The 20,939-nt window shown below is 45.4% G+C and carries 15 protein-coding genes and 1 pseudogene; 13 read left to right on the top strand and 3 right to left on the bottom strand.

Going from position 1 to position 20,939, the window contains the following annotated elements; all coding sequences use genetic code 11:
- Positions 1–190: 190 nt before the first annotated feature.
- Positions 191–1,069, bottom strand: a complete 879-nt coding sequence (locus G625_RS0105460) for an ROK family protein (RefSeq protein ID WP_029200307.1) — start codon at positions 1,067–1,069, stop codon at positions 191–193.
- A 377-nt stretch (positions 1,070–1,446) separates the two neighbouring features.
- On the opposite strand from G625_RS0105460, the gene G625_RS0105455 reads away from it, so the two are divergent.
- The 5 genes from G625_RS0105455 to ptsP all read left to right on the top strand — a co-directional run bounded on the left by G625_RS0105455 (position 1,447) and on the right by ptsP (position 8,407).
- Positions 1,447–3,297 (top strand): alpha-amylase family protein, encoded by a 1,851-nt coding sequence (locus G625_RS0105455; protein ID WP_029200306.1) that lies wholly within the window; start codon positions 1,447–1,449, stop codon positions 3,295–3,297.
- Between the two features lie 167 nt (positions 3,298–3,464).
- Positions 3,465–4,289 carry a Cof-type HAD-IIB family hydrolase gene (locus G625_RS0105450; protein ID WP_029200305.1) on the top strand — a complete coding sequence of 275 codons (825 nt, stop codon included), beginning with the start codon at positions 3,465–3,467 and terminating at the stop codon, positions 4,287–4,289.
- A gap of 226 nt (positions 4,290–4,515) precedes the next feature.
- Positions 4,516–6,381 (top strand): PTS beta-glucoside transporter subunit IIBCA, encoded by a 1,866-nt coding sequence (locus tag G625_RS0105445; RefSeq protein WP_029200304.1) that lies wholly within the window; start codon positions 4,516–4,518, stop codon positions 6,379–6,381.
- A gap of 47 nt (positions 6,382–6,428) precedes the next feature.
- Entirely contained in the window at positions 6,429–6,686 is a 258-nt protein-coding gene (locus G625_RS0105440) for an HPr family phosphocarrier protein (protein ID WP_029200303.1), read from the top strand.
- 77 nt (positions 6,687–6,763) lie between these two features.
- Complete coding sequence (gene ptsP / locus G625_RS0105435; protein ID WP_029200302.1) at positions 6,764–8,407, top strand: phosphoenolpyruvate--protein phosphotransferase; 1,644 nt, start codon at positions 6,764–6,766, stop codon at positions 8,405–8,407.
- Positions 8,408–8,498: 91 nt separating this feature from the next.
- Here ptsP and G625_RS0105430 read toward each other — a convergent pair whose 3' ends face one another.
- Positions 8,499–8,984, bottom strand: coding sequence for a peptidylprolyl isomerase (locus G625_RS0105430; protein WP_029200301.1), 486 nt, complete (start codon positions 8,982–8,984; stop codon positions 8,499–8,501).
- A gap of 491 nt (positions 8,985–9,475) precedes the next feature.
- Between G625_RS0105430 and G625_RS0105425 the strand changes: the two genes are divergently transcribed.
- From G625_RS0105425 to dapA, 8 genes are all read left to right on the top strand, one after another.
- Positions 9,476–10,378: a S1 RNA-binding domain-containing protein gene (locus G625_RS0105425; RefSeq protein ID WP_049895740.1), complete on the top strand. Its 903-nt coding sequence runs from the start codon at positions 9,476–9,478 to the stop codon at positions 10,376–10,378.
- A gap of 222 nt (positions 10,379–10,600) precedes the next feature.
- Positions 10,601–11,923 (top strand): ATP-binding protein, encoded by a 1,323-nt coding sequence (locus G625_RS18530; protein ID WP_084152773.1) that lies wholly within the window; start codon positions 10,601–10,603, stop codon positions 11,921–11,923.
- 219 nt (positions 11,924–12,142) lie between these two features.
- On the top strand, positions 12,143–13,033 hold the full coding sequence (locus G625_RS0105415; RefSeq protein ID WP_029200299.1) for a radical SAM protein: 891 nt from the start codon (positions 12,143–12,145) through the stop codon (positions 13,031–13,033).
- A 223-nt stretch (positions 13,034–13,256) separates the two neighbouring features.
- Positions 13,257–13,898, top strand: a complete 642-nt coding sequence (locus G625_RS0105410) for an RpiB/LacA/LacB family sugar-phosphate isomerase (RefSeq protein WP_029200298.1) — start codon at positions 13,257–13,259, stop codon at positions 13,896–13,898.
- A 214-nt stretch (positions 13,899–14,112) separates the two neighbouring features.
- The gene (locus G625_RS18525; protein WP_084152772.1) at positions 14,113–16,764 is read left to right on the top strand and encodes a transglycosylase domain-containing protein; all 2,652 of its coding nucleotides are present in this window, start codon (positions 14,113–14,115) and stop codon (positions 16,762–16,764) included.
- Between the two features lie 110 nt (positions 16,765–16,874).
- Positions 16,875–17,489 carry an IMPACT family protein gene (locus G625_RS0105400; RefSeq protein WP_029200297.1) on the top strand — a complete coding sequence of 205 codons (615 nt, stop codon included), beginning with the start codon at positions 16,875–16,877 and terminating at the stop codon, positions 17,487–17,489.
- Positions 17,490–17,545: 56 nt separating this feature from the next.
- Positions 17,546–19,381, top strand: coding sequence for a translational GTPase TypA (gene typA / locus G625_RS0105395; protein WP_029200296.1), 1,836 nt, complete (start codon positions 17,546–17,548; stop codon positions 19,379–19,381).
- 337 nt (positions 19,382–19,718) lie between these two features.
- Positions 19,719–20,603: a 4-hydroxy-tetrahydrodipicolinate synthase gene (gene dapA / locus G625_RS0105390; RefSeq protein WP_029200295.1), complete on the top strand. Its 885-nt coding sequence runs from the start codon at positions 19,719–19,721 to the stop codon at positions 20,601–20,603.
- A 93-nt stretch (positions 20,604–20,696) separates the two neighbouring features.
- Here the strand turns inward: dapA and G625_RS22835 are convergent.
- Positions 20,697–20,939, bottom strand: a pseudogene (locus G625_RS22835) (hypothetical protein); the annotation flags it as partial.

The raw sequence follows: 20,939 nt of genomic DNA, 5'->3' as shown, positions 1-20,939 counted from the left end.
GAAAAATCAAAATCTGACCCCTTAGAGGCACTTGGTCCCATTTTCCTTAGCCCCCTCGCCAAGTCAGAGTTGTCATAAAGAGAACTCTGACATTGGCGAGGGCCTAGTGCCTCTTAGGGGTCAGATTTTAGATTTTTCCGACGAAGCGACTCGCATTCAAATGGATGCCCTCCGGCTCCGGCCGGTTATATTAACCTTCCAGTTCCTTTTCGTCTATAGCGAGCTTGATACATCCCATGATACCCTGATCGTCATTCAGCGACGCAGGAACGATATAGTGATCAAGATCCGAAAGCTCAGAAGTCTTCAGATATCCGTTCAGCATCTCCCTGACCTTCTCACGGATGAGAGGGAAAAGCTGAAGCTGGTGCATTACTCCGCCTCCCAGAATGATGATCTGCGGACTCGTGATAAGTATGATATTGCAAAGCGCCTGGGCAATATAAAAGGCCTCCATGTCCCAAACCTTTGCGTCATCTTTAAGATCTATGGCTTTTTTGCCCCAGCGGTCCTCGATGGCGGGACCGGATGCCATACCTTCCAGGCAGGTTCCGTGATATGGGCAGTGACCTTTGTAAGTGTCTCCCTCATAAGGAAGCAGCTTCATATGACCAAGCTCCGGATGAAGCATTCCATGAACAAGCTTTCCGTTGGACATTACTCCACCGCCTACACCTGTTCCGATAGTGAGATATACAGCATCTGTGAGCCCCTTGGCCTGTCCATAAGTTATCTCACCAAGAAGTGAACCGTTAACGTCGGTATCAAAGCCGATGGGAATATGCAGGGCATCCCTCATGTCTTTAACAATGTTGTAATTTGCCCATTTAAGCTTCGGAGTAGTTGTGAAGCTTCCATAGGTGGGCGATTTACGGTTCAGATCTATAGGTCCGAAGGCCGCAATACCCAGAGCTTCAATGTTTTTGTCCTTAAACCAGTCAATGATCTTTGGCATGGTTTCTTCCGGGGAAACGGTTGGTATCGAAATCTGTTCCAGAATCTTACCGTTTTCATCACCTATGGCACATACCATCTTGGTTCCGCCTGCTTCTAATGCTCCATATAACATATGTTGTCCTCCTCTATAAACGCATGTTTTTCGCCGTTTATCTCTGACATACAGCTGCAGATCTAATTGGCTCCTGAATACCTAACCGTCAGACCATCGATATAATCTGCTTTGCGAAAGACTGACGCTTGAATTTGATCATTCATAAAACCTTATGCGATCCACGCAAATTGTGAAAAAATAGACTAATTCGATTGTAGAAGAGAGGCGATAAAAAATCAATCATCATAGTGGATAAAAGAAATAATATTTTTTTTATAAATACTGCCTCATTACATTGCGGCGATGGATATTTTTTCTTATAATTACGTCTAGGACAATATTAATTCTATTTAGAGCGTGAACTAAAAATAAAATAACAAAGGACATGGTTAGATATGTTTGAAAGCATTAATTTGGAGAAAGAGTTTAAGGAGCGGCTTGATAAGCATTATGATGAACTTAAGTGGCTCTATAGCGAGCTGTATCATAATGATCAGCAGGCCTTTGACTATTTTTTGTGTATGCTTCATCAGTACTATGAGGAACGTGACTCTGTTCTGAAGGAATGGGATGAAGCAAGAGAACTGGTTCCTGACTGGTATCGCGGAAACGAGATGCTGGGAATGCAGATGTATGTGAACTGTTTTAATAAAACTCTGAAGGGTGTTAAGGAAAAGATTTCATATCTTAAAGAGACAGGTTCAAATTATATTCATCTTATGCCTCTTCTCGAGAGCCCTAAGGGACGTTCCGACGGAGGATATGCGGTTTCTGATTTCCGAAGAGTACAGCCGGAGCTTGGAACCATGGAGGATCTGAAGGAGCTTGCGGAAGAATGCCATAGGAACGGAATGAGTGTGTGCATGGATTTTGTCATGAATCATACTTCCGAAGATCATGAGTGGGCCCGTCGTGCAAGGAATGGTGAGATGGAATATCAGGACAGATATTTCTTCTACGATAACTGGGATATCCCCAACAGGTTTGAAAAAACCGTACCACAGGTTTTCCCGACTACGGCACCCGGCAATTTCACTTGGTGCGAGGCGGTTCATAAGGTGGTGATGACTACCTTTTATCCATATCAGTGGGATCTCAATTACAGAAATCCGGTTGTGTTCAATGACATGACTGCTAACATGCTGAACCTGTGTAATCACGGTGTTGATGTCATAAGGCTTGATGCCACACCTTATATCTGGAAGGAACTGGGCACCAGCTGCCGGAATCTTCCTCAGGTACATACCCTTGTGCGTATCATGAGAATGGCATCCGAGATCGTATGTCCGGGAACACTGCTTCTGGGAGAAGTCGTAATGGAGCCAAGCAAGGTAGTTCCGTACTTTGGTACCATCGAAAAGCCGGAATGCCATATGCTTTACAATGTTACCACTATGGCAAGTACCTGGCATACTGTGGCGACTCAGGACGTGAGACTCATGAAGCATCAGCTCGGACAGGTTTTCGCACTTCCGAAGCAGTATGTTTTCCTTAACTATCTGCGCTGCCATGACGATATAGGATGGGGTCTCGACTATAACTATCTTAAGCAATTCGGGGTAGAAGAGGTTTCCCATAAAAAGTTCCTTAATGAATATTTCTGCGGAGCACACTATGGCCTTGATTCAAGGGGCGAGCTTTACAACAATGATCCGAGACTTGGAGACGCAAGACTTTGCGGAACTACAGCATCCCTTTGCGGCATTGAGGCAGCAGAGTATGAAAGAAATGACTGGAAGCTGGATATAGGAATACGGCTTGACATAATGCTGCACGCATTTCTGCTTACCCAGAGCGGAATCCCTATCATCTATTCCGGAGATGAGATAGGTCAGCTTAATGACTACACATACCATGAGGATCCGGAAAAATGGGATGATTCAAGGTATCTCCACAGAGGTGCCTTCAAATGGGATGAAGTTGCGGCAAGAAAATCCCCCGCAAAGAGACAGGGACGTATCTATAAGGCTTTACGAAAGCTTGAGAAGCTCCGTTCTAAACATATAGTTTTTGAATCCGGAGCAGATTGCTGGATAATTGAAACCTACAATGATCACGTCCTTGGAATAGGAAGATATTTCCACGGTGAAAAGATGATAGCTCTCTTCAATTTCTCAACTCAGGATGAAACCGCCTGGATCAACGAAGAAGAGAAATATATAGATCTGATGACCAATAAACGGAGAGAAGCAAAGGCTGTTGGAATTCCGGCAAGAGATTTTGTATGGCTTATTACTAAGTGCTAGAAGCTTAAAAAGATCTTTATCTGTTTAAATATCAGGGGTTTTATACAGAGAACAGTACAGATAATTTTTTTTAATCGATAATTGAAGTTTTATAGTGCAAGATTGTTAAAAATTTGTTAAATTACATTTGTGTCAAACGGTTGACACAGATTTGGAGATGACCGGATATGAAAAACAAACTGATTTTCGTAGACATTGACGGCACTCTGACTCCCGCGGGAACCAATGTTCCGCCGGACAGTGCTGTGGAAGCCATAAAGAAAGCCCAACAGAACGGACATAAAGTATTTCTGTGTACAGGAAGAAATTTTGACATGCTCAAGCCTGTTCTTAAGTATGATTTTGACGGAGTTGTGGGTAGCTCGGGAGGATATGTTACCTGTGGTGACGAGGTCCTTTATGATTGCCCTATGAGTACTGAGCAGCTGAACATAGCGCTGGAGTCACTCCATAATAACGGTGTGTTTTGCACCATCGAAGGAAAAGACGGATCTTTCGGTGATGCCAACCTTAAGGATTTTCTTGACAGTACCGAGGGAGGTAATTCCGAAATAGAGCGCTGGCGGAAAGCTCTGAGCGAGAACCTCGGCATCCGTCCCATGGATGAGTATGACGGGCAGCCCATTTACAAGGTGGTCATCATGGCTAGGGAGAATTCCCAGATAGATGAATGCAGATATCTTCTTGAGAAGGATTTCAGCTTCGTCATACAGGATGTTCCTGCACATGGATGTGTCAATGGCGAACTCATTAACCGGAAATTCGATAAGGGTAAAGGCGTAAGGCTCATTGCGGAGCACCTGGGAATCCCCATCGAAGACACCATAGGCTTCGGAGACAGCATGAATGACCTTGAGATGATAGAGACCGTAGGTGTTTCTGTATGTATGGCAAACGGCTCCGAAAAGCTCAAGGAGATTTCCGATATCGTCTGTCCGTCGGTTACTGAGGATGGTCTTGCCAAGGCATTTGCAGATCTTAAGCTCATATAAAGCGTTGAGTACAGACTGGTCAGGACATAAACAGCCTGATACCTGATGTGTCCGGATTCGAAAACCGATCAATCGGTGTGATGCAGGCAATATAAGATCTGAAAACCGGCCGGCTGTTTTTCATGGAGACAGCATTAATCAAATAATCCATGCTTTCAATCGTGCATGTCTGCCGGGGGGTTATGTGGCAGATAAGTGTTATATATCTAAAAGCGAGGTAAATAAAATGGCACTTGATTACAGAAAGTGTGCGCAGGAAATCGTTGACCACATTGGTGGCCGTGATAATGTCGCACAGGCAGCGCATTGTGCAACGAGACTCAGACTTGTCATCAAGGACAACAGCAAGGTAGACAAGGAGTATCTTGACAATGTCGAAGGCGTTAAGGGTATGTTTGAATCCAATGGTCAGCTCCAGTTGATCATCGGAACAGGAACCGTAAACAAGGTTTATGATGAGTTCCTGAGTATCACAGGTATGACAGCAGCTACAAAGGATGATGTAAAGGCAGCTGCAGCCGCTAAGCAGCCACTATGGAAACAGCTGCTTAAGCCTATCGGCGATGTATTTGTGCCGATACTTCCGGCTATCGTTGCATCCGGTCTTATGATGGGACTTGTAGAGGCTCTCGGAAAGATCCCGGGGCTCAATTTTGCGGGAACAGACTGGTATGCTTTCCTTGATATGGTAGCGAATACTGCATTTGCATATCTGCCTGTAATCGTTGCCATTTCAGCAGCCAGAGTTTTTGGCGGAAATATCTTCCTCGGAGCGGTTATCGGTCTTTTGATGATCCACTCTGCACTTACCAATGGTTGGAACGCAGCTGCGGGTTATGATGTCTGGTATCTCTTCGGACACATCAGGATCACTGATTCCTATTCATTGTTCCAGATCAACCAGCTTGGTTATCAGGGACACGTAATCCCGGTAATCATCGCAGTACTTCTTATGAGTAATGTTGAGAAATGGTTCCACAAGCATGTTCCTGAGATGCTGGATCTTTTCATTACACCGCTTTGTACAGTTCTCATCACTGCTCTTGTTACATTTACCATCATAGGACCTATTTTCTCAGGACTTGAGACCATGGTTCTCAACGGAGCACAGATTCTTGTAAAGAATCCTCTGGGCGCAATGGTAATGGGTGCTATCTACCCTGTAACCGTAGTTATGGGTCTTCACCACATGTACAATGTTATCGAGGCCGGTATGCTTTCAAGTGTTGGTCTCAACACCTGGATGCCTATAGCATCAGCAGCGAACTTCGCACAGTTCGGTGCATGTCTTGCAGTAGGTCTCAAGTCTCAGAGCAATAAGACCAAGGTTATTGCGGTTCCTTCAGCTCTTTCTGCTGCCCTCGGAATTACAGAGCCTGCAATCTTCGGTGTAAACCTTCGTTTCTATAAGCCTTTCGTGGCAGGTATGGTGGGCGGAGCCATCGGTTCAATCTTTGGTGCCATCACAGGAATCGGAGCTACAGCTTACGGTGTAACCGGTATCCCCGGATATCTTACTATCAATAATGCAGGAGTTTATACGGTTCTTCTTCTGGTTTCCGGCGGAATAGCATTTGCAGGAACCTGGACCTTCTGGAAGGAAGAAGTTAAAAAGCCTGTAAACAAGCCTGTGGATGAGGCAGCAGCAGAGACTGAGAAATTTGAGCAGAAGCCGGTTATAACCTGCGAGGCAGGAACCATCCTTGCACCTATCGATGGTAATGTGATTCCTCAGGACAAGATTCCTGACGAGACATTTGCATCAGGAGTACTTGGGGCGGGTGTTGGAATCGAGCCGGAGGGAGAAGTTGTTTACGCACCTTTCGATGGCGAGGTTTCCTCAGTGGCTGATTCAAAGCATGCCATCGGACTCAGCGGTCCCGGAGATATGGAAGTTCTTATCCATGTGGGAGTTGATACCGTTGCCATGAACGGAGAAGGCTTCGAGCCGCTGGTAGAGGACGGAGACAAGGTTAAGGCAGGTCAGCCCATACTTAGATTCTCCAAGGCTGCAATTAAGGCTGCCGATCACCCGGATGTAGTTGTAGTTCTTTTAACAAATAGTGACGATTATAATGAAGTTAGTGTATAATATGATATAATTGTAACAGTACTTAAAAAATAAAGGAGATTATCAACATGAAAGAGATCGAGTTTACAGTTAATGACCCTAATGGAATCCATGCAAGACCGGCTGGTATCCTTGTAAAAGCTTTAAAGGTTTTTAATTCAAAGGTAACTATCTATAAGGGTGACAAGAACGCAGATATGAAGAAGCTTCTTGCTCTTATGGGTTTGGGCGTTAAGCAGGGTGATTCCATCAAGATTCAGATCGAAGGCGATGACGAAGAGGCTTGCGCTGCTGAGCTTGAGAAGGCACTTAACGATAATTTCTGATCAAAGACATAAGCTTCTCGGAAGACCGGAAGGTAACTTCCGGGAGGCTTTATTTTTATCTCAAGAAGGAGAAAAGTATGCAAGTTGCAACAGGAAAAAGTGTTCTTAACGGAATAGCAATCGGAAAGATCAAGGTGTACACACCACCGAAAGTAGTTATCAGTGAAAGTCTTGTTGAAGATACAGACGCTGAGCTTGCGCGTTTTGACGAGGCACGTGAAAAGGCTATCGATCAGCAGAATGCATTATACGAAAAGGCAGTTATTGATGCCGGCGAGGAAAGTGCAGAGGTCTTCTCAGTGCATGCAATGATGCTTGAAGATGATGACCTCATCGACGCTACAAAGGAGATCATTGTCAGCCAGAAGCACAATGCAGAGTATGCCGTAAAGACAGCCTTCAACAATCAGGCACGTGTTTTTGCCGAGATGGATGATCCGTACATGAAGGAGCGTTCGGCAGATATCTATGATATCGAGCAGGCAGTTCTTAATGTACTCTTTGGTATCGATCCCGAATCTATGCAGGGAACAGAGCCTTGCATCCTTGTGGCAAATGATCTTACGCCTTCAGAGACTGTACGTCTCGATAAATCACTTCTTCTCGGAATCATTACGAGAGAAGGTTCACTTAACAGCCATACAGCTATACTTGCAAGATCCATGGGAATCCCGGCTCTGGTTCAGTGCGGTGATGTAGCGAGCAAGTGGGACGGAAAGACAGCCATTCTTGATGGCTACAATGCCTGCGCTTACATTGAACCTACAGAGGATCTCATGAAGTCTCTTAAGAATAAGCAGGATGCCGATAACAGACAGAAGGCATTGCTTCAGGAACTTAAGGGACAGAGCAATACAACCATCGATGGAAAGACAATCAAGGTTTATGCTAATATAGGCGGACCTTCAGATATCGGACTTGTTCAGCAGAATGATGCCGGCGGAGTAGGACTGTTCCGTTCAGAGTTTGTATATCTGAATTCCAAGGATTATCCTTCAGAGGAAGAGCAGTTCAATGCCTACAGACTGGCAGTTGAGTCACTTGCTCCAAAGCAGGTTATCATTCGTACCTGTGATATAGGTGCTGACAAGCAGGTAGATTACATGAATCTCGTAAAGGAAGACAATCCGGCATTGGGATGTCGTGCGATAAGACTTTGCCTCACAAGAAGAGATTTCTTCAAGACTCAGCTGAGGGCACTGCTTCGTGCTTCTGCTTACGGAAATCTGGGTATCATGTTCCCGATGATCATTTCCGCAAGAGAGCTTCATGAGTGCAAGCAGCTTATTAAGGAGTGTACAGAAGAGCTTCTTGAGAAGGGAGTTACAATCGGCAAGTACAGTATCGGTGTTATGATCGAGACACCGGCAGCTGTTTTGATTGCGGATGAGCTTGCCGAAGAATGTGATTTCATGTCCATCGGAACCAATGATCTCACCCAGTATACATTGGCTATAGACCGTCAGAATGCGGCTCTGGATCCTTTCCTTGATACTCATCATCCTGCAGTTCTGAAAGCGATCAAGATGACTATCGAGGCAGGACACCGTCACGGTGCATGGGTTGGAATCTGCGGAGAGCTCGGAGCGGATCTGACTTTGACAGAGACATTCCTCCGCTACGGAGTTGATGAGCTGTCTGTAAATCCTGTTTCCATACTTGGACTTCGTAAGGTTATTCGTGGAATCGATCTTCGTAAGACTCCCGGAAAGACTGAGTGATGGAATAGAGCCAGAGGGCATCCGATTATAAATGGATGCCCTCTGGCTCTGTTTGAACTTATCTCTAGCGGAATTGCTCAAATGATTATAGTTATTCTGTAACAGTGACCTTGGTCATTGTAACGGAGATTTTAGGGGCGTCGTTCCAGTCGGTAGGAATGGAAGCGATACGGTCAACTTCCTCCATGCCCTCTGTAACCTTTCCAAAGGCTGCATAATCGCCGTCAAGATGAGGTGAATCCTTATGCATGATGAAGAACTGTGAACCTGCTGAATTCGGGTTCATGGAGCGTGCCATGGAGATGACTCCGCGGGTGTGCTTCAGATCGTTCTTAACTCCGTTTGATGAAAACTCACCCTTGATTGACCAGCCAGGACCGCCCATGCCGGTTCCCTCTGGATCTCCGCCCTGGATCATAAATCCCGGAATGATTCTGTGGAAGGTAAGACCGTCATAAAAACCATCCTTAACAAGCTTTACAAAATTTTCTACGGTGATCGGTGCGATATCGGGATAAAGCTCGATCTTTATGTCCTTACCGTCATCCATTGTGATAGTAACTATAGGATTTGCCATAAATTATTCCTCTCATTCGATATACAAAAAGTCAAACAAAGCACCCGGATAAGATTTATGAGGGTGCTCAGCAATATCTCGAAAATTTTTCAAAGCAATTCTCCAAAGATATTTAACAACTACTTGATTTTATCAATTATTCCCTGTCTGAACAATAGAAAAATAGCCGATTAGATGTTCATCTGTGTGTCAGATATTAATCAAAAATAACATCAGTATTCATGTAGTGGTTTAAGTGAAGAAAAATCAGAGGATGGGTGACAAGGCTTGCGGGTTGAAAAGACATCCGGCTCTGTATGTACGGCACAGACGCACGCCAGTGCATCTGTGCCGTACATACAGAGCCGGATGTCTTTTCAATCCCGTGGGCCGTCGCGCATCCCCTGCATTTTCTGGAGTAAATCATTATGTAAAACTTCCGTTTTTGTGCTACAATATAAGGCAATAGGGCGCGTCCCGGGATTATTATGAAAAAAGAGGTACCATCTATCATGGCAGAAGAAATCAAGAACGAGAATGTTAAAACAGAAGCACAGAAGGCAACAGAGAACGTTGCTGTCGACCTTGCAGTAACCGCTGATGACGTAAAGGATCTGGCAGTTGCTGCCGCAGCTGAGATAAAGGAAAAAGCTACGGAAGCTGTAGAAACAGTAAAGAAGGCTGCTGAGGAGAAGATCCCATCCATGGATGACTTCAAGGATGAGCTTGAGGCATCATTCAAGAAGCATGCCAATGCAAAGCGCGTTGACATGAGCAAGTGGGAGAAGGTTCTTGATGACTTCGAGAACAAGAAGACCATTCAGGTTGAGATCGCTGAAGCAGTCAAGAGCGGTGTTACCGCAACAGTTGACGGTCTCAGGGCGTTCATCCCTGCTTCAAAGCTTTCACTTAACTTCATCAAGGAAGAAGAGCTGAAGGACTGGATAGGAAAGAAGCTTAATGTTCGTGTTATCACAGCTGAGCCTGAGAACAACAAGCTTGTTCTTTCTGCAAGAGATGTTCTCCGGGAAGAGCAGGAGAAGGCTAAGGAAGAAAAGGCTGCAAAGATTCAGGTTGGTCTCGTAACAGAAGGTACTGTTAAGACCCTCAAGGACTACGGCGCATTCGTTGACCTCGGAGATGACGTTCAGGGACTTCTCCATGTATCAGAGATTTCCAACAAGCGTGTTAAGTCACCTTCAGATGTACTTAAGGAAGGGCAGATAGTCCAGGTTCAGGTTATCGCCATAAAGGACGGAAAGATTTCTCTTTCAATGAAGGCACTTGAGGCTGAGAAGAAGGAACGCAAGGAAAAGGAAGAGCGTGATGACTTCCGTGCAAACTACAAGGAGTCCGGCGCTGCTACCGCTACACTCGGCGACCTCATGAGGAAGAACGGAATCAAGCTTAACTGATCAGTATAAAATAAAAAATGATTGCATTAGGACATCGGAATATTTTCCGGTGTCCTTTGTTTGTACTTGCCGAAATCCTGCACATAACATATAATCGTCGTTGCTGTTTCGAAGAGGATAATATAGGAGCATTGTTCAAGAGATTTTTTGCAGCCTTTTATATAAAGGAAAATGTACTTTTTTGAGAAAATGCTTTGATTGGAATTAAGAACTGAGGATTATATGGACGCAACAATCAGAGAAATAACTATAGATGAATTTGAAACCTGGCCTAAGGAGAGCTATACCCTTATAGATGTCCGGGAGGAGCAGGATTTCATAACAGGAAAGATGCCTGACGCCATGAGAGTGGATCTTGTGGAAATAGCGGATAAGAAACATGCCATTCCTAAGGACAAAAAGGTTGTTCTTTACTGTAAGTATGGCGAACTTTCCCTTGCAGCTGCCGACAATCTTTCGGAGCAGGGCTATGAAGCCTACAGCCTTCAGGGAGGTTACGGTAAGTGGGTGCTACGTCAGATACAGAGAGATCTTGACTCAGATCAGAGAAGGGAAGATATCGAGAAATCTCTCAGAAAGAAGTTTAAACGAAACATTTACGGCATGTTTGTGAAAGCCATCTGCGATTACAACCTGGTGGAAGAGGGAGACAAGATCGCTGTCTGCATTTCCGGCGGCAAGGATTCGATGCTTATGGCTAAGCTTTTTCAGGAGCTTAAGCGTCATAACAAGCTTCCTTTTGAGGTTGTGTACCTTTGCATGGATCCCGGCTATAACGAAGCAAACCGTAAGATCATCGAGAGAAATGCTGAGCTACTGGGCATTCCTCTCACTATTTTTGAAACAAACATATTTGATTCGGTTTACAACATTCCAAAGTCACCATGCTATGTCTGTGCCCGCATGAGAAGGGGATATCTTTATAAAGAAGCCCGGAAGCTGGGCTGCAACAAGATAGCTCTCGGACATCACTTTGATGACGTGATTGAAACCATTCTTATGGGAATGCTTTATGCCGGGCAGTATGAGGCCATGATGCCGAAGCTTCACTCCACCAACTTCCCGGGGATGGAGCTCATCAGGCCTTTATACTTTGTGCATGAGGCGGAAATAAAGCATTGGCGGGACTACAATCACCTTAACTTTATACAGTGTGCCTGCCATTTCACAGCCACCTGCTCCACCTGTCACACCGACGGACAGACCAGCTCAAAGCGGCTTGAAACCAAGCATCTCATAGAAAAACTTAAGGAGACTAATCCGTACGTTGAACGAAACATCTTCAGCGCCATGGAGAACATAAGTCTGAACAAGATCCTTGGCTTCAAGCGTCAGCATGTGAAGCACAGCTTCCTTGAGTGGTATGATAATGAAAACGACCTGAAGATCGGAGTTCTCACTGAAGACGAGATTCATCTGGAGGATGAGAAGCGAAAGGCTCAGGAGCTTCAGAAGGAGAAGGCCCGCATTGATTCCATGCCGAAATCCGAACAGGCCAGAAAGAACGCGGAAGAGAACAGGAAAAATGCTAACTTCCGAAAGTGAAATCTAATCCACCGGTAATCCACCGGGGACGGTTATCGCTGGCGAGAACCGTCCCCGGTGGATTACTTAGTATCATGAACAGTCGATATAGCGGATAATAAATCGTGTCCGGATAATACCGGTATAGAATCTTGTGGACAAATAAAGTGGTCATAGAAAATGAATAAACCTGTTATTACAAAAGAAAAAGAACTAAGAGATATTCATTCAACTCACCCGATGTTGGAGCACTGCGAACTTTGCCCGAGAAAGTGCGGAGCGGAAAGAAACACCGGAAAAACCGGTGTCTGCGGAGTTTCATCTGATATATATGTTGCAAGAGCGGCACTTCATTTCTGGGAGGAGCCTTGCATCTCAGGAACCAAAGGCTCAGGCACGGTATTCTTTTCGGGCTGTACGCTTAAATGCGTCTTCTGCCAGAACTATGAGCTGAGCCATGGTGAGAACGGCAAAAGAGTAAGCATTGGTCGCCTTTCGGAAATCTTTCTGGAGCTTGAAGAAAAAGGCGCCAACAACATTAACCTGGTAACTCCGGATCATTACATTCCGGAAATCAGGGAAGCCATGATTTTCGCAAGAGATCAGGGGCTTAAAATCCCTTACGTGATAAACTGCTCCGGTTACGAGACAAAGGAGCTTATCAATATGCTGGACGGTCTCGCCGATATTTACCTTGACGATTTCAAGTATATGGACTCTGAAAAAGCAAAGAAGTATTCCGGCGCCGGGGATTATCCCGAAAGAGCGAAAGAAAGCCTTGACGAGATGGTGAGACAGTGCCCGGAACCGGCATTTGACGATAGCGGCATCATGCAAAAAGGTGTAATAGTCCGACACCTCCTAATGCCCGGAATGGTAAAAAACGGAAAGGCTGTAGTGGACTACGTTTACGACACCTACGGTGACAATGTTTACCTTAGCCTCATGCACCAGTTCACTCCCTTCGAACGCCTGGAAAAATATCCCGAGATAAACAGAAAAGTAACCCACCGTGAATATGAACGTCTCATAAATTATGCCATGGAAAAAGGCGTGACCCGCGCCTTCATACAGGATGGAAGCGTTGCAAAGGACAGCTTCATCCCTGACTGGAACGGGGAAGGAGTGTGACGGATATGCCGTAAAACCACCGGGGGACGGTTCTCACCGGCGAGAACCGTCCCCGGCGGTTTTAGCTGGGTTTTAATGACCTTCGATTCCGGCTATTATGGTTCGACTATACCGATGCATATTGTCATACAATCTTGCGATAAGCTCTTGTAATTGCCGACAAAGTGATTTAGAATGATTTTTAGTAAAACGGTTAACTTTTTTGCAATTAAGGAGAAATATAATGAGAATCGCGTTAATCAATGAGAACTCCCAGGCAGGAAAAAATGCCATGATCTACAGCTCTCTCAAGAAAGTCGCAGATGAGAAGGGCTACACAGTAGATAATTATGGTATGTACAGTGCAGAAGACGAAGCACAGCTCACCTATGTTCAGAACGGAATCCTTGCAGCTGTACTTCTCAACAGCGGTGCGGCAGATTTTGTCGTAACAGGCTGCGGAACAGGCGAGGGCGCAATGCTTGCACTTAACTCATTCCCGGGCGTTATCTGCGGACATGTAGAGGATCCGCTGGATGCATTTACATTCGCACAGATCAACGATGGTAATGCTGTTGCCCTTCCTTTCGCACTTAAGTTCGGCTGGGGCGGAGACCTGAACCTCGTTTACATTTTTGAGAAGCTCTTCTCACAGCCCTTCGGAGGCGGATACCCACCAGAGAGACGTGAGCCCGAGCAGAGAAACAAGAAGATCCTTGACGAAGTACGCAGGCACACCCTGAGACAGGATCTCGTAGAAGTTCTGAAGGAACTCGATCCAGAACTTGTGAAAGGCGCTTTCCGGGGCGAAAAGTTCAAAGAGCTTTTCTTCGCCAACTGCAAGGACGAGAAAATCGCAGACTATATCAAAACACTTGTGAACTGAGTTCAAAAAATATCTCAGCTTTACGAAAGAGCAGGTCAGAGCCGGAGGGCATCCATTTAAATGGATGCCCTCCTTTTGATTAAGTGAAATATATTTGTAAGCCCTGTTTCATTGCATAGGTTTGCGAGGGCTAGTATAATTAAAATGTTTTACTATGCGTAAAGCAGACAGATATACATATTTAAGATGCTCAGGCATTTCAGGCAGGAAATAAATGACAAATTACACCAGATACAATATAGATAAAACACTGGACGCGCTGGATGATACCAAAGGTAAGATAGGAAACCGTATCACTCACTTCTTTCAGATGAGTCTTCTTATCGGAGCAGTATTCGGCAGTATCATCGCCGCAGCCTTCGGCTTTGGTATGTTCAGAGGCGTTCTGGATTCTGCACCGGATCTTAAGACCATTCATGTGGGCCCCACAGCCTATGCCTCCAAGGTTTATGACACGGAGGGCAATGTTACCGCAACCCTTGTACAGGAGGGTTCGAACCGTGAAAGAGTAAAGTATGAGCAGCTCCCTCAGGATCTGATAAATGCTTTCGTTGCCATAGAGGACGAGCGTTTCTGGGAACATAACGGAATAGACATTAAATCCATACTCCGTGCCGTAAGAGGTGTTGTTTCCGACGATTCCTCAGCCGGCGGCGGATCAACCATAACCCAGCAGCTTATCAAGAATAATGTTTTCGGCGGCGGTCTCAACGAGGGTGCCTTTGAAAAGTATGTCCGTAAGTTCCAGGAGCAGTATCTGGCCCTCGAGCTTGAGAATCAGCCTAACATGACGAAGGAAGAGCTTAAGCAAAGCATTATCACCGAGTACCTGAACACCATAAACCTTGGTGCCAACACACTCGGAGTCAAAGTTGCTGCAAGGCGTTACTTTAATAAGGAGGTTAATACTCTGACACTTTCCGAATGTGCCGTTATAGCCGCCATCACCAAGAATCCTTCGGGCCTTAACCCCATCACGCATCCAAAAGCCAATGCCGCAAGACGCGCCCAGGTCCTCTCAAACATGCTTGAGCAGGGCTATATTACAGAGGCACAGTATAATGAGGCAAAGGCGGATGATGTTTATGCCCGCATAAAGGACGTAGATACGCAGAAATCCGCACAGGTAGAGGAACCCTATTCATATTTTGTTGATGAGCTTACAGAGCAGGTTGTTCAGGAGCTGCAGGACAGACTTGGCTACACAAAGGAAGAGGCAACGGATCTTCTGTATTCCGGAGGACTGAGCATTTATTCCACTCAGGATCCGAGACTTCAGAAAATAGTTGATGAGGAGGTCAATGACCCCGAAAACTATGATACCGCAAAGTATTCCATCACCTGGCGATACACTGTAAAACATGAAGACGGTACGATAGTCAACTATTCAGAAAGAGACCTTCTTCATTATATAAAAGAAGTAAGAGGCATTTCTTTTAACGGTCTGTTTAAGTCTGAGGAGTCCGCAAAGAATTATATAAGTGAATATAAGGCAGAGCTTCTTACGGATACTGATGTAGAGATAGGTGAACGCTTTTTCACAACTCTGGAGCCCCAGGTATCCTTTGTTCTGATGGATCCTCACACAGGTCAGGTGAAGGCTGTAAACGGAGGACGCGGAGAAAAGCTGTTCTCATTGTCACTTAACAGAGCCACAAACACCCTGAGACAGCCGGGATCCACCTTCAAGGTTATCTCAAGCTTTGCTCCGGCCATAGATCTTTACGGCGCCACACTTGCCACAAGTTTTTATGACGGTGAATATACATTAGGCGCAAAAACCTTTAAAAACTGGTACAGCAAGGGTTTTCTGGGTTATCAGACCATAAGGGACGGAATCATTTACTCCCTCAATATCGTTGCGGTACGCTGCCTCATGGAGCAGCTGGACCCTCATAAGGGACGTCAGTATGCCGAAAGTCTGGGAATCACCTCTCTCGTTGATGAGGATGAGAATCCGGCACTTGCTCTGGGCGGTATTACAAACGGTGTAACAAACCTCGAACTGACCCAGGCTTATGCGACCATAGCAAACGGAGGAAAGTTCAACAAAGCGAAGTTTTTCACCAGGATCATAGATCAGAACGGTAATGTCATCATCGATACAACTCTGGATGAACCGGTACAGGCTATGAAAGCCACTACGGCCTTCCTTCTGACAGATGCCATGAGTCAGTCAATGCTTCCGAACAGAGCATTTTCCGGTTCCATAAATGTAAACTCTACCTCTACAAGAGCTCATTTTGACGGAATGAGTCTTGCGGGAAAATCAGGTACCACCACAAAGGATGTGGACATCTGGTTTGTTGGATTCTCACCTTATTTTATAGGTGGTGTCTGGGGAGGCTGTGACGAAAACCAGCCCCTCATTGACAATGCAAGCGGTGAGTACAACGGAGGCTCAGGTTTCCACAAAGACATCTGGCGAAAGATCATGGAGAGAGTTCATGAAGGACTGCCGGATATCGGTTTCGAGCAGCCGGATGGCATCGTTCAGGAAAAGGTATGCCGTAAGTCAGGCATGCTTCCTTCCCGGGGCTGTTACAATGATTTCCGCGGCAGTGCCGTGATAACAGAGTACTTTGCCGAAGGCACAGTACCAAAGGATAATTGCGAGCTTCATTCCAGAGGAGGCAGCATTAAGATTCCTGATGATGAGGATCGTGGTACTGATGATGGTTACGGCGGAAGATCCAGTACAGCTGCCCCTCAGCTGCCGATCACGTTTGAAATTCCGGTAACTGTGGAAACACAGGCTGAGACCAGAGAGTTTGGACCGAGCGGTGGACCGAGCGGTGGACCAAGTGGTGGACCAAGTGGCGGTTCAGGCGGTGGCATAGAAGCCCCGGTAGTAATAGTAGACTGATGCGGGGGCTGCATTGATTTGTGATGGATGAGCTCCCCGGATCAAATCCCTGAGCCCCGGTGAAGCGGGTATTACAGAAACATTGACAAAAGATTTATACACCTGAATTTATGAAATATATCAAAGATTACGCAACAGGGGAATATGAGGAGAAGAAGTCCCGTTTTATAGGCGAGGTGTTTCCCATTAAGTCTGAGGAAGAAGCCCAGGAACATATCAATGCTGTAAGAAAGAAATATTATGATGCAAGACATCATTGCTATGCTTACGTCATTGGCGACAATTATGAGATCATGAAACAGTCGGATGACGGCGAACCCTCACAGACTGCAGGCATGCCGATCCTTAATGTTCTGAAGGGACAGGACATACATGATGCGCTCATGATAGTGACCCGTTACTTCGGCGGAACACTTCTCGGTACCGGTGGACTGGTCAGAAGCTACACCAATGCCGCAAAGGCTGCCATTGACAGCGCTGTGGTCCTTTCGGCAGTGGAAGGTTACAGGGCAGAAGCTGAGATTCCATATACATTGGTAGGAAAAATTAAATATTTCACGGAGACCACCGGCATTACCGAAGCTGGGGCTGAGTATGGGAATAATGTTAAAATGACCTGGCTTGTGCCTGAACTTAAGCTTGTCCCGTTTCAAAATCACATACAGGAGATATCCGGAGGCAGTATAACACTTGCAATCGAGAAATCCCGGTGGTATAATGCCTAGGATTTTTTTGTAATGAGAAGCAAACGTTTCTTTAATGTAATATCTGAGGTAATAGAATGAAGCAGAAGAGAGAAAATATTCGTAACGTCGCTATCATCGCCCACGTCGATCACGGTAAAACGACTCTGGTAGATGAACTTTTAAAGCAGTCAGGTGTATTCCGTGACAACCAGGATGTAGGTATCCGTGTAATGGATTCCAACCCTCTTGAGCGTGAGAGAGGTATCACCATCCTTTCCAAGAACACAGCGGTTACGTATAAGGATACCAAGATCAATATCATTGATACTCCGGGCCACGCAGATTTCGGTGGTGAGGTTGAGCGTATCTTAAAGATGGTTGATGGCGCAATTCTCCTTGTTGATGCATTTGAAGGACCTATGCCTCAGACAAGATTTGTACTTCAGAAGGCTCTGGATCTCAGACTTCCCGTACTATGTGTTATCAACAAGATCGATAAGCCACAAGCACGCCCTACAGAGGTTGAGGACGAAGTTCTGGAGCTTATGATGGATCTTAATGCTTCCGACGAGCAGCTTGACTGCCCGTTCCTTTACGCTTCTTCAAAGGAAGGCTTCGCAAAGGCAAAGCTTGAGGACGAAGAGAAGGATATGGAGCCTCTTTTCCAGGCTATCCTTGATTATATTCCTGCTCCTGAGGGAGATGCGGAAGCTGATACTCAGATGCTGGTTTCTACTATTGACTACAATGAGTTCGTCGGACGTATCGGTATCGGTAAGATCGAGAATGGTTCACTTAAGCTCAATCAGGAAGCATTTGTAGTTAACCACCATGATCATGACAAGAAGACAAAGGTAAGAATCACAAAGCTTTATACCTTTGATGGACTTAAGAGAGTGGATGTTCAGGAAGCTTCCTGCGGTGAGATAGTTGCCATTTCCGGAATTGAGGATCTTCATGTAGGAGATACTGTTGTAACCGGTGAGGCTGAGGCTATTCCTTTCCAGAAGATCACTGAGCCGACTATTTCCATGGATTTCATCGTTAATGATTCTCCTCTTGCAGGTCAGGAAGGAAAGTTCGTTACATCAAGACATATCAGAGACCGTCTCATGCGTGAGCTTCAGACAGACGTTTCACTCCGTGTAGAGGAGACTGATTCCGCAGATACATTCAAGGTATCGGGACGTGGAGAGCTTCATCTTTCCGTACTTATTGAGACTATGCGCCGTGAAGGCTTCGAGTTTGCGGTTTCAAAGGCGGAGGTTATCTTTAAGACCAATGAGCAGGGCAAGAAGATGGAGCCTATGGAGATTGCATATATCGATGTTCCCGATGACTGCACAGGTACTGTTATCCAGAAGCTTACCCAGCGTAAGGGCGTGCTCAACGGTATGACTCCTCTTGCGACAGGCTATACCCGTCTTGAGTTCGATATCCCTTCAAGAGGACTTATCGGTTACAGAGGCGAGTTCATGACAGATACAAAGGGTAACGGCATCCTCAATACCGAGTTTGACGGTTATGGGGAGTTCAGAGGTGAGCTTTCATATCGTCATCAGGGATCGCTTATTGCATTTGAGAACGGTGAAGCTGTAACCTACGGTCTTTTCCAGGCTCAGGCAAGGGGAACTCTTTTCATCGGACCCGGCGAGAAGGTTTACTCAGGTATGGTCATCGGTCAGTCACCTAAGTCCGAGGACATAGAGCTTAATGTCTGCAAGACCAAGCATCTTACAAATACCCGTACATCAGCTTCTGATGAAGCACTCAAGCTTACACCGAAGAAGATCATGTCTCTTGAACAGTGCATCGATTTCATCGATACAGATGAGCTTCTTGAGGTAACCCCTGAGAATCTCCGTATCCGTAAGAAGATTCTTGATCCTACCCTCAGAAAGAGAGCAGGTATCGCTCGTAAGAACAGCTGATCATCATTAATATACTGACAGTGATACTGTCAGGTTGAAAAGGCTGCGTTCGTCACGAGCACAATATATATAAAGTATCCGGTATATTCACACTGTCCGTAGTACGAGGATATATGTGTATGTTCGAATCATTGTGTACCTGATACATATTATTCGATGTTCCGGTTAAAAATTGGATGAGAATAGCGAAGAGAATTGCATTTAAAGCTTTTTTATCTTATATTTCTGAAATGAATAAAAATTATGGCAGGCGGCAGATTTTCTGTCGCTTGTTTTTGCTTAGTGTTGTATAATAGGCTGAGTTTAGTGTTTAAAACCCTAAAAATCGGAGGTTATTATGGCCATATTTAAAGGAGCAGGAGTAGCTCTCATTACTCCATTTCATGAGGATGGTTCAGTAAATTACGATAAACTGGCAGAGCTCATCGAAGAGCAGGTTGAAGGCGGCACAGATGCCATCATCGCATGCGGTACCACAGGTGAGGCTTCTACAATGTCAGAAAAAGAGCATATGGACGTTGTACGTTTCATTATAGAAAAAGTTGCTCATCGTATTCCGGTTATTGCAGGCACCGGCAGTAATTGTACAGCAACAGCCATAGAGCTTTCAAAGCAGGCTGAAAAGGATGGAGCTGACGGAGTTCTTCTGGTTACACCTTACTACAACAAGGCTACACAGAACGGTCTTATCAAGCACTTTACAGCTATCGCTGACAGCATCAGCATTCCCTGTATCCTTTACAACATTCCTTCAAGAACCGGCGTTACCATACAGCCGGAGACCATGGCTTATCTTTACAACAATGTAAAGAATATCGTTGGTGTTAAGGATGCTACAGGAAATATCGAGATGAGTACAAAGCTCATGACTCTCGTGGATAAGGATTTTGCTCTTTATTCAGGAGATGATGATGAGGTTGTTCCTCTTCTTGCACTTGGCGGCTCAGGAGTTATTTCTGTTCTTTCCAATGTTGCTCCGAGAGAGACTCACGAAATCTGCCAGAAGTGGTTTGACGGTGATGTTAAGGGCTCACTGGATGCCCAGCTTAAGGCATTTAATCTTATCAAGGCTCTTTTTGCAGAGGTTAACCCTATTCCGGTTAAGGCAGCCATGAATCTTCAGGGAAAGAAGGTAGGTTCTCTGCGACTTCCTCTTACAGAGGCATCAGATGCCACAAAGGAGCTTCTCAAGAAAGAGATGGAGAAATACGGAATTCTTTAATCTTGAATTGAACATAGTAATATAACTAATACTTCCCACACCCAAAAGGGCGTGAAACTCAGTGTTTACAATGTTTGCGGCACAAAAATACCATTATGCCGCCGACAACTGCTCCGCGCAGGCCTCTAAGGGCGCTTTCAGATAGTTTGGCAGGTTGTTGATGAATTGCTGTACAAACCCTGCCATTTGAGCATCAGTGAGCGCAAAGAACTCTTTGACGGTTGAAAGCAGTGCGATCATGATTAGTCGCATAGAATGGTCAAAGGTTATTTCCGCTACTTCCTGGACATACAGGTAGAACAGTTCTCCGAGCGATCGGTGATCTGTGTTTGCCCT

This window comes from Oribacterium sp. NK2B42, assembly GCF_000424445.1.
Classification (GTDB): Bacteria; Bacillota; Clostridia; order Lachnospirales; family Lachnospiraceae; genus Oribacterium.
The sequence above is the reverse complement of the archived record's forward strand: the minus strand, read 5'-3'. Positions and strand labels throughout refer to the sequence as shown.